The organism is Halochromatium roseum, assembly GCF_016653315.1.
GTDB lineage: Bacteria > Pseudomonadota > Gammaproteobacteria > Chromatiales > Chromatiaceae > Lamprobacter > Lamprobacter roseus.
Genome location: NZ_NHSH01000036.1, coordinates 20,177 through 31,082, shown reverse-complemented (window position 1 = coordinate 31,082; position 10,906 = coordinate 20,177). Strand labels below are relative to the sequence as shown.

At 64.9% G+C, this 10,906-nt stretch carries 5 protein-coding genes and 1 pseudogene; 1 reads left to right on the top strand and 5 read right to left on the bottom strand.

The window, feature by feature from the left end; translation table 11 throughout:
• The 3 genes and pseudogenes from CCR96_RS03535 to traL form a co-directional block, all read right to left on the bottom strand.
• Positions 1 to 488: pseudogene (locus tag CCR96_RS03535) on the bottom strand (conjugal transfer protein TraK); the annotation flags it as partial.
• Positions 485 to 1,066, bottom strand: a complete 582-nt coding sequence (locus CCR96_RS03530) for a TraE/TraK family type IV conjugative transfer system protein (protein WP_201217408.1) — start codon at positions 1,064 to 1,066, stop codon at positions 485 to 487. The gene CCR96_RS03530 and the pseudogene CCR96_RS03535, both read right to left, overlap by 4 nt.
• A 7-nt stretch (positions 1,067 to 1,073) precedes the next feature.
• Complete coding sequence (gene traL / locus CCR96_RS03525; RefSeq protein ID WP_200251897.1) at positions 1,074 to 1,355, bottom strand: type IV conjugative transfer system protein TraL; 282 nt, start codon at positions 1,353 to 1,355, stop codon at positions 1,074 to 1,076.
• 227 nt (positions 1,356 to 1,582) lie between these two features.
• On the opposite strand from traL, the gene CCR96_RS03520 reads away from it, so the two are divergent.
• On the top strand, positions 1,583 to 1,855 hold the full coding sequence (locus tag CCR96_RS03520; RefSeq protein ID WP_201217406.1) for a hypothetical protein: 273 nt from the start codon (positions 1,583 to 1,585) through the stop codon (positions 1,853 to 1,855).
• Positions 1,856 to 2,232: 377 nt separating this feature from the next.
• On the opposite strand, the gene CCR96_RS03515 is transcribed toward CCR96_RS03520, so the two are convergent.
• On the bottom strand, positions 2,233 to 4,284 hold the full coding sequence (locus CCR96_RS03515; RefSeq protein ID WP_201217403.1) for a UvrD-helicase domain-containing protein: 2,052 nt from the start codon (positions 4,282 to 4,284) through the stop codon (positions 2,233 to 2,235).
• Complete coding sequence (locus CCR96_RS03510; RefSeq protein WP_201217401.1) at positions 4,281 to 10,868, bottom strand: DEAD/DEAH box helicase; 6,588 nt, start codon at positions 10,866 to 10,868, stop codon at positions 4,281 to 4,283. The genes CCR96_RS03515 and CCR96_RS03510 overlap by 4 nt, the downstream gene beginning before the upstream one ends.
• Between the last annotated feature and the right edge of the window lie 38 nt (positions 10,869 to 10,906).

The following is a 10,906-nucleotide window of genomic DNA, read 5'->3' as shown; positions in this document are numbered from 1 at the left end:
GGGACGCGGCGTGGCGCCAGGGTCAGCGCGATCGTGGTCCCTGATGCATCGCCGGCACTGATGTAGAGCGTCGCCGGGACTTCACTGGCGGTGGCGACATAGACGACCTTGCCCTCGACCTCGGTGCTAAGGTCGGAGACGGTGCGCACCGAGGGACGCTCGAACGGGGTGACGATGCGATTAAGGTGATCGATCGCCAGCTCGAGGATGGCATTGGCGCCGGGTGCGACCGTGACGGTACGCGGTCCCAAGGCCAGCACCGCTGGCTCGTCTGGATCGGCACTGTCAGTGGCGGCGCCGGTTGTGGCGGTGGACGCAGTCGCTGCGGTCTGGGTGGCTACGGCACTGCCGCGCAGGAAGGGACTGTTGGCGTGCAGCGGTGGCGTCGTTCCAACCAGTGTGATGCCAACCAGGGTCAGCGTGGCGGGGAGCAGGAAGCGCGGTGTGCGCGGTGCAGAGCGCGCGACAGACAATGGAAAGAAAGTCATGACAAAGACGGCTCCGGTTGGCGAGGGGTGCCGGGATAGACATCCAGATGGGTAATCACCGGGCGGTAATGGCGGAAACCGACACGGACCTCGAAGGTGCGTTGGTTGCGCACCGGCTGGGCGCCGGGACCGATGCTGACCTGGTTGCCAGTGATGTAATGAGTGTCGGTGGCGGGGTCGTAGCTGAGTGCGCTCGGGGAGAAGTGCATGGAGACGCGCTCGCGCTTGATCGCGTCGACCTGCTCGCCGATGACTTCCATCACGGCGGCACGCAGCGGCGGAGCCAGCAGCGGCTCGAGAGCCTGTTGGATGAAGTCGGCCGAGCGCGCACCGACATTGCCGAGCAGTTCGGCGACATAGATCGCCCAGGCCTCCTTGACCTCGCGTGAGGCGCGGTCCCGGGCGACGTTGACCTCGCCCTCGAGGATCGGGGGCACCAGCACGACGGTGCGATCGGCCCGCAGCAGTGCGGCCAGGGTGAACAGGTTGGTCACCAGCAGCAGCGCCACCGCAATTCGGTGAAAGCGGTTCTCGCGGTTGATGCCGCGCCAGGTCTTGGTCAGGGTGTCGAGTGTCATTGTCACCCTATCCGCGCCAGCAGCGACTGAAGGGATTCGGGCAGCTACGCGCACCGAGCGGGACCAGGCCGTGCCAGTAGGCCCAGTGCAGTGCGAAGCCATCCGGGCGGCTGTCGCGGAAACGGCCATAGAGCCGGGACAGGCCCAGGCCGAGCAGCACGAAGAGCAGCAGACGATCGGCGAGGATGCCGATGATCAGCATCAGGATCAGGGGAATCAGATCATCCAGGCGCCAGAGCAGCAGCGAGGGTGGGTCATCGATGCCGCGCGGCAGGTCGAGGGCATGCATGGGGTTCGCCTCCGGTGTTTCGGTGGCGATAGCCTGGCGGGATTGGTGGCGGCGCGCGACGGCGAAAGATCAGCGGATTGCGGCTGATTTGCGAGGGGGGTGGCTTGGGAACACGGAAAATGGAGATTGCTGGGCTCAACGAAGAACCAGAAACAGGCGCTGCGTCACTTGCAGAACACTTGTAAGCTGCCGCGTGGGACTCGCTGATCACATTGGAGATCAAGAGAATGACATCGATGACACAGGGTAGCTGGCTTCCACTGACTCGATCGCAGACCCGCGTAGTTGCCCTTGCGCTGTTGCTGCAGTTCCCAGCATTCGTCGTCGGCGACGACGACAAGACTCCGATCCCCAAGGTCGGCAGCTGCCCGGTGGGTTATCGCACCAGCGGCCACTACTGCATCCCGCTGGAGAGCAGCGACAAGGAGATCATCATCAAGCTGGAGTCTTGCCCGTCGGGTTACCGGACCAGTGGCAACTACTGCATCAAGTTGAAGTAGTCGATGGGAGCCCAGCGAACGACCGGGCCTGCTGCAAGCAGGGGACGCGATCCATCCGGTGGTGGTCTTCACGCAAGGCCACACCTTCTCCGGCGTCTGGCTGGTCGATCGGCGCTTCGACGCAGCAGCGCCTCGCCTCGGCGCAGGTGCGCCACGCGGTGGGTCACGACCTGCCGCCGCGGGATGGCGACGGCTGAACGCGAGATGCAGGAGACGCATCCTGAGATTGATGACAGGCTGGGCGCCGACAGTCCTGTCAGCGTGGCAGAGAAAGTGAGCGTTGGCGACGGGGATGCGGTTCCTGGAGGCATGCTTGAAACGATTTCAGACAAGATAGAGGCAGCCGAGGTAACGCGCTCCAATTGGGCTCGCCGTGCTCAGTCCGCCGAGTAGACCCTCGCCGCCCGCTTCGCGCGCGTGATGCCAACATAGATCAGCTTGCGCAGCTCGTCGTCGAGCGCGCGATTGACGACGATGACGACGGCGTCGAACTCCAGGCCCTTGGCCCGATGTAGGGTCATCGCGAAGATCTGGGCGTCCTTGCGGCTCAGGCGCTCGCGGTGGCTGACCGTGGCGACCTTGTAGCCAGCGTCGCGGGTCTGCTTCGCGAGCTGGTCGCGCAGTTTGCCGGTCGGTGCCATCACGCCGATCTTGGCGTCGACATTGTCTGCGAGACAGCCGGCGATGAATTCGATGATGCCTTCACGCACCCGCTCCATCGAGGCACCGCGGATGTGCTCCGGCGCCGGCCCGTGCAGGAGCGATTTGTAGCGCGCGATCTCGTCGCTGCCACCGTCCAGGTCGTCGATCTCCAGGTTCTCTAGCAACGACACCGCCTCGCGGCGAATCTCCTCGGTGGTGCGGTAGTTCAGGTACAGCTTCTTGGCGCGCCCACGGATGTCGATGCCGCAACGGCTCATCGCTGCCTTGTTCTTGGCGTAGATGCGTTGGTGACCGTCGCCGACGAACATCAGATCGTTGGGGCCAGGCGGGACCAGCGCGCGGATCAGCTTCAGCGCCTGCGGGCCGAAGTCTTGTGTCTCGTCCACCACCGCATGGGCATAGGGTGGCCGACCTTCGGCGTCGAGCAAGGTGCAGGCGTCGCGGTAGGCGTCGTCCGGCTCCTTCAGGCCCTTGGCGCTCAGTTGCAACCGATAGTTCTCGAAGATCTCCCAGAGCGCGTCGCGCTTCTTGCGCGAGAGCATGACGCCGCGGCCGCGCCGAGGTGCCTCACGATAGTCATCGCGCGTCGCCAGCCCCTGCGCCAGCACCACCTGCTCAAACTCCTCGCGCACGAATGCGCGCGACACCCCCAGCGACGGATCGAAGTCGACCATGGCCGCGTCCCAGGCCGGCGCGCACTTGGCCTCGAAATCGAAGGCGATCTCATGCTCGTAGCGGCGCGCCTTGAGCAGCCGGAAGACCAGCGCATCCAGATTGATGATGTCGATCTGCCGGATCTGCTCCGGCGAGCAGATCGCCTTCAGCCCGTCTTCGATGTCCAAGGCCAGGTTAGTGGTAAAGGTCGTGAACAGCAGCTTCTGATCACGACCAGCCAGATGGCTGGCCAGATGGCTGGCCAGATGCTTGGCCCGGTGCATCGCCAGCACCGTCTTGCCGGTGCCCGCACCGCCCAGGATGCGGCTGGGGCCGTTCAAGTTCCGGGTCGCCAAACGGCGCTGCGTCGGATGCAGAAACACCCGCCACTGCTCCAGCGGCGCAGACAGGATCGCCTGCAGATCCTGCTCGCCCTCGACCACATAGAAGCGCGAGCGGCTCTCATCGCGATCGGCGGCGCTGGCGAAATCCTCGGTATCAATCTCGCGATCGACCCGGGTCTCGCGGGCGCTCAAGATGATGCTGACCGAATCGCCAGCGAGCACCAGGAACAGCCCCTCGTAGGCCTCCACCGGCAGCTCTTCGCGCATCGCATCCAGATCGCCTTCGGAGCGGATGGTGCGCACGGCGGGCAGCATCTCCTCCGGCACGCCGATCGCCATCAGATCACGGTCCGACAAATCGGCGAAGACCGGATCAGGCTCCGAGGGCGCGGGGGCCGCCCGCCTCTGCACTGTCTCCTCGACGAAGTGCAGGTTGGTCAAGGTCAGCGCACCGTTGACCGGGTTCACGCTCATCTTGCGCGTGCTCGCCCACTGGTAGGCGTCATCGTGCTTGTCGACGTGCAGCCAGACGAAGACGTTATCCTTCGGCGCCCGAAAGATGATGCCGCGATAGGCCTGATCGATCCTGACCGAACGCAGGTTCTTATCCTTGGCGCCATTGATGCGCTCGTAGTTGATGCCCGGACTACGCGGATCGGTCTGGAACTTGAGCATGAACTCCAGCCCCTTGCTCTGGACCGCTGCGGGCAGCGCCGTCATGCGCTTGATCACTTCGTTGCTGACGATGATCTTGACGTCTTCGTTCATCGACTCTGTCCCTCGCCTTGTGCGTTTAGTGCCGCCTCAACCGCCAGCCACCAGTCGTCGGCCTCCTCGACCACGGCGAACCCGGCCTGTTTCCAGCTCGTGGCGCATTCCATCTGCGCGGGAGTGAGGAAGACAAGCTTCGCGGCCTCCCAGAGCGCCTCGGCCACCCGGTAGTCGTCGGCGTCTTCCACCTCGGCACCGATCGCGCTTGGCGCCGCGACGCCGCTCTCGCTCAGCCGTTCGAAGCCCGGTCTGAGACGCCCCAGGAACTCCGATTCTTCCAAAACCTTACCCCAGCCGGCGGGGGCGACTGCCGCCGTGACCACCTTCGGCTGCGGCACCGCCAGCACATGGCCGGCATCGAGCATCGATTCAGTCAGCAAGGCAGCGCCGGGAACGCCCTGCAGCAGGTTCGCGATCCGCAGCCATTGCCGCCAATGCGAATGCCCCTCTTTCGGCGCCTGCCCGATCACAACATCGTTCAAGACCAAAGCACCCGCTAGCGGTTGGCTCGAGGTTGCCTTTCCCGTCAGGAACTTGGGTTCCGCCTGACCGACCCACTGAAGATATCCTGTCGCAGGCCCCTGCAGATGCACGCCATGGGCCTCTGACTCCAGCCACTCCGGCAACGCCTGCGACACCCGCTCGGCGCGCTCGCGCACTGCTCCCGTCACCTCAGCTGGACGCAGCACGCTGCGCGTCAACAAATGCTGTCCGCTCGAGCCCAAGGCCGCAAGCGGGTCCTGATGCGTGGGGTCAGATTCAGCCAGCAGCCTGAGCAAGAGCGCCATCGCATGGCTGCTGAGATGAAACGGGGCGATCGGCGCCAATCGCTCCGACGGGATCGATGCGCCCGCCTCCGTCATCAGCAGGTCAAGCAGACTCGGCAGATCGGTTCCGGTCTTCTGCTTGTGCGCCGATTCGATATCCTCAAAGGTGACCGACCAGACCCGGTACTCACCGCGCAGCATCAGCATCGCGCGCTTGCGTGCATCGGCGGCCATCGACTGCTGGTGAAATTCCCAGCCATCGACGAAGACAGCAATCGGGCGCATCGGGCTCGCGGCCTTGGTCGCCGAGATCACGAAATCAGGCAGGCACAGCGTCTGGCCGGTGGCCTGATCCTCGATCGGCACCTGGGTATCGACCCAATACTTATGGGCGCCAACCGCGAGCAGATAGGCGGTCTTGCCCGCCTTGACATCCTGGGTCACCTGAACCGTCGGAAAACGCTCGCCGCTGGCATCGAACTGCCCGCCGAGCGCCTTCAGCGCGGGCAGAAAACGGCGCTCCAGCTCCGAGCCAAAGGCCGGGTTGATGTAGAGCTCAGACAGGCACTTGACCTGTTTGCGCTCAAAGCGGCCCTCGACCAGCTCATCGAGCATCTCCAGCGCCGCGAGGCGGGAGATATGCTGACGGTTGCGCCCTTGCCGATAATGGAACACGCACTGGTAGCAGCCGTCGACCTCGGGTCGGGTCTGGCAGGTGCAGCGACGAATCACCGCATGCGCCGCAGCAAGGACCGCGACCAGCGTGTCCGCCTTGCCCGAGAGCAACTGTTGCAGATACCCGGTGCCGCCCGGCACCGAATCGTAGATCAGGATGAAGGTCTTACCCGAACCCGCATCCGCGCCCGCTTCGAACATGGTTTCGAAACGCAGATGATCGACCTTGCCGCCAAAGCGCTTGCGCAAACCGAGCTGCAGCGCCGACATGAACGAATAGGTGGTCTGTTCACCGGAGCCGAACCCCTTCGGCACCATGATGCGCAGGCATTCCGACTCGAACTCCCGATACAAGAAGAGCCGGTCCAGCAGATGCTCATCGCCCTCGGCGTGCCGATCCCGACAGTCCGGCGTATGCGTCTGCTCCCGTTTCCGGTCCCGCTCGCGCACCTGACCGCCGCCCGGCTGCACCATGCCGCAGCCTTGACAGATCGAAAACCCGGGCTTCGCGCTCTCATCACCGGCGATCAGCGTTGGCTGCTCCGATCCAGCCGTCGGCCCTGGTTGGCCTAGATTTAGATCATGGAACTGCGCCTTGGCGATGAATTCGAAGCCATACACCGCCTGGCTGGACTCCAGGGTCCAGGCCGAACGCACAGCAGCGGGCTCGAAGTTCATCAACAGCCGGCGTGCGTAATAGCGCGGATTGCGCGCCTCGTCGGTCTCGGTGATGCGCGTCTTGTCGGCTTGGCGAACATTGGCCACCGTGCGCCGCAGCCGCAGCATCGGCCGCACCTGGCTGCCATCTGCCCAACTGCTGTCGCCGCACTGCGGACAGGTCGAGGCTTTCGCTTCCATCGCCGTCAGCGGCGCCAAGTAATGACAATTGGCACAGAATCGATGCTCGCCCGGCGCTTCGCCTTCCAGATCGATCTGATCGATCTGGACCTTGCTCTTGTGCGCAAAGAAGGTATTGCGCGGCGCGAACTCCGCTAGCGCGGCATGCGCAGGACGGCTGTAGCGGTGCACCGGAACCGAATACTCCTCGCCGCTGCGGCGCTTACCGTGAATGATGGTGGTCAGCGAGACACCTTCTTCCGGAAAGGCATAGTTGGGCAACAGCCCGGCATTGGTCATCGCTTCCAGCAACTGCTCGTTGTTCAGTTGCTGGATGCGTTGGCCGAGCCCTGCGCGCTCCTTCTCCAACGCGTCGATCTCGGCCAGCGTCTGCTCGTCCTCGGGCCGTTTCTTGAGCCGCTTGAGCTCCGCTCCGATGCCCGCGCGGCGCTTCTTCCACGACTCACGCTCGGCGTGCGTCTCCTCGAAGAAGGCGAGGAACCGCGCACGCAGATGCTTCTGCTGATCGGAGCCGGTGACGAACAGCTGCAACCGTTCGCGGGTGGAGGCCTGCAGCTCATCGGCGAGCATCGCGCAGAAGGCCGCAAACAAGACGGGCTCGTTGCGATTCACGAAGTCGAGGTAGTTATAGGGAAACTGGTTGAGATCACCGTCGCCTTTCGCAACCTGATCCAAGGCGTCGCGCAGCCGCTCCGGCAGCCTCGGCTGCTCCCCCGCCACCCAGTTGTCGAAGAAGAAGGCATAGAGCTGGCGGCGCAAGACCTCGGCGGCATTCAGGTAGATCGCCGGCGCTTCAACCGCGGCGTGCAGCATCTCCAACGGATTCGCGAAGTGGTACTGGTCATGCCCATCGGGCGAGGCATCGGCAATCGTGAGCACCGCTGCGTTGCCATCCCGTCGCCCGGCGCGGCCGATGCGCTGAATGTAATTGGCCTGATTCGGTGGCACACCGCCGAGCATCACGCTGGAGAGGCTACCGATGTTGATGCCCATCTCCAGCGTTGGCGTCGCCGAGAGCAGGTTCTCGTACCAGGGTTCGGTGGCCTCTTCCGGTGCCATGAACCGATCCTGCAGCGCGAGCCGCTCATCGCGCTCTAACAACCCCGTGTGCTCATGCGCGATCACACGGTTGATGTCGCCCCGCTGCAGCCGAGTCCGCCACCAGTTCCGGATCTGTGCTGGCGCCGGCCGCAGCCTCTCGCGCGGGCTATTCCAGGCCGGCAGGCCGCTCAGCGCCTCGGCCTCCGCTGCCGGCACCCAGAGCGACTGCGCCGCGCTCGGCGTCGTCAGCAACCGCAGGTCGCGGTGCAGCAAGAGCCGCTCTGGGCGCAGCCCGAACACCCGCGCCTTGACCCCACGCTGTTCGAGCAGGACAAAGCGGCCCAGCCCGACCTGCTCCAGCGCCTTCAGCAGCTCCTCGTAGGCCAGCGTGAGGATGCCGGGCGAGGTTAGATCGACCCTGAGTGCCAACCGGGCCCAGCCTAAGAAAGGATTGGCATTGCGCTCCTCGAGGTTCAGAAAACCGTGCCGGCCCGCCTCCCGCGTCACGAAGCGCGGCTGGTCACTGCGCCGGTGCGGTATCCAGGGCTTGCGTTGTGGCGCGTACTCAAACTGGCCGAAGTCCCCGGTCTCGGCCAACTGCTCCAAGCCCAGGTGAAAAACGGCCCCGGCGCGAATCAGCATCAGCAAGGTGCCGAGCACCCAATGCAACACCGGCGCCTCGTCCAGGTCCTCGAGCCCACCGCCCGCCTCACGCAGCTCCGCGCTCAGCCCTGGCACCAAATCCCGCAACGCATCCAGGTCCGGGAACAGCACCGCGACCCCGACCTTGGTCAGGGTGCGGCCCCGATCGGAGCGATGCGCCAGCTCCTCGATCGCGCGCCATTGCAGCCGTTGGCAGAGCATCTCCGGCAAGCGCGATCCGCGCGGCAGGTCGCCGCTCGCCAGCAGCTCACGCCAGTCGCGCAGGTGCTCCATGCTTGGCGGGATGAAGCGCGCAACGAAATCGCGTGGGGAGGAAGGAATGAGAGGAGTGAGCTCTACTTTCTTCTCACTCCTCTCCACTCTCTGCTTGCCCTCAAGCCAGGCACGCCCGATATGCTCCAGCGCCTCGTCCCAGGGCAGCAACGACGGCAGGCTGGCAATGGCCTTGGCCAGCGCCGCACGCATCAGGTGGCCTTCGGTCTTCGACTCGAGATAGCCGGCGCGGTGGGCGGCATCCTGCACCGAATCCGAGAACAGGATCAGTTTCTTGTGATCGTTAAGCGGTGCCGACCAGAGGCGCTCGACCGCATGCGCGGCTAGGCTGGTGGTCTGCGCACCGATGATCAGTTGACCGCCGCGTACGCCACACACTGGGCAAGTATCGTCGTGAACGGTGACCTCGCGCTCCTCGCCGCGACCGGTCGCCTGGTTGCCCCGAACCTGGTACTTGCGGGTGCTACAGGCGACCGTCACCGGCAGCAGATCCTCGCTCTGACAGTGCGGGCACTCGCTGACGGCCCGATTGCCCAGGTGCCCGCATTGCCCGCAGAGCGTCTGCTCAAGCACCGGCGTCATCGATGGCACCTTGGGATAGAGGCGAGCCAGAAAGGTATCCTGGTGGCGGGCAAAGAAACTGGCGTAGATCTTGTCTGGATTCGCCTCGACGCGGCTGTCCTGTGGGCGCTTGATGGTCAACCAGCCGGTGGCATGACAATCCCGGCACTGCACCAGCGGCAGCCGCAAGCGCTCACGCTGACTCAGCACCGCTGCCTCTGATTGCAACACCACCTCAGCCGGATCGCGGCTCACCGTTGCCACCACCCGACGCAGCTCCTGTAGCCAAAGCTGGATGCGCAGGCTGACCAGGAAGTTCAGATGGCTCACTGGCATCTCTGCGTCCACCCGCTGCCCGGCATGCGGCGCACGCGCCCAAGCCACCAGCGTCAGCAGCGCGATCACCAGCGCCGGGGCCTCAGCCGCCACGCGCCCGCTCAGCGTGCGCTGCAGCTTGTCCGCGATCTCATCAACCGTCACCGGTCCATGGCTCGCAACCCGCAGCAGCGACTGGAACAGCAGATGCTTCTTCAGCTCCTGGCCGAGCCGCAGCCGCCCGAGCGCCGTCTCGGCATCAGCGCTCAGCTCGGCAAGCAGCGCTGGCGAGGCAAAGAACGCCGGCAAAAACCGCCGCACCGCCGCCTCCGGGCGCTCGAATTCGGTCTCACGGATCGCCTCCAGCACCGTCTCGTCATCGGCCACCAGGTGCTCGACCACCACATCGCCAATGAAGGCATCGAAACCCTGGCGACGCTCGGTGATCACCGCGTCTTCGTCGAAGCCGGTGGCGAAGATCTGGCTCGCGTACTCGCGCAACGGCGCCGTATTGCTGGCATCGCCGAGGGTCGCCGAGGTGCCGATGCAGATCAGGCGCTCCGCCTTGCTCCGGTCGTTATCTCGGGCCTGGTCCCGGTTTTTGTCTCGGGCATCGACCGGAGTATCAGCGGGAGCATCACACTGCAGGCGATGGCGCAGACGGCGGATCAGCATCGCCAGGTCGGTGCCCTGCGCGCCGTCGAAGCTGTGGAGCTCGTCCACCACCAGAAAACGCAGGGTCTCCGGCGCATTGAACCGCCACAGGGCCTGATCGCCCGGGCGGATCAGCAGGAAATCCAGCATCTTGTAGTTGGTCAGCAGGATGTCCGGCGGGTCCTGGCGCAGCACCTCCTTGTCGCTGATGACCTCCCCGGTACCCATCGCGATACTGTCCAGCACCGGCGCCTGACCGGCCTGCTTGGGGCTGTACTTGGCCTTGCCGGAGCCGACGAAGAGCCCGGCGCGGATGCCATGGAAGGCCGGCGTCTGCTGCACCAGCTCAGCGATGCGCCCGGCCTGATCGTCGGCTAGCGCATTCATCGGATAGATGACGATGGCCTTGATGCCCGGGCTGCCCTTGTGCGCGGCGACATGCTCCAGCACCGGGTAGAGGAAGCACTCGGTCTTGCCGGAGCCGGTGCCGGTCGCGATCAGCGTCGAGCGCCCTTGGCGCGCGCAGCGCTGCCAGGCCTGCTCCTGATGCAAAAAGGCGGGATGCTCGGTCTGAAAGGCGCTGAAGAAGTCACGCCCGGAGTCGCCGGGAACGAACGGCATCCCGAGCTGCACATAGGGGCCCTTGACCCAGCTCGGCGTGTCGATCAGCCGCCTGACCGCGTCCTTAAAGTGCGCGGTAGACGGCTCGAACTGCGTGCGCAGTGTCTCGGCGACACCGCGACGGACCTCATCGACGACCAGTGATGGCAGCATGTTTGCCTGGATCCCTTATTCATTTTCACCAATCCTGT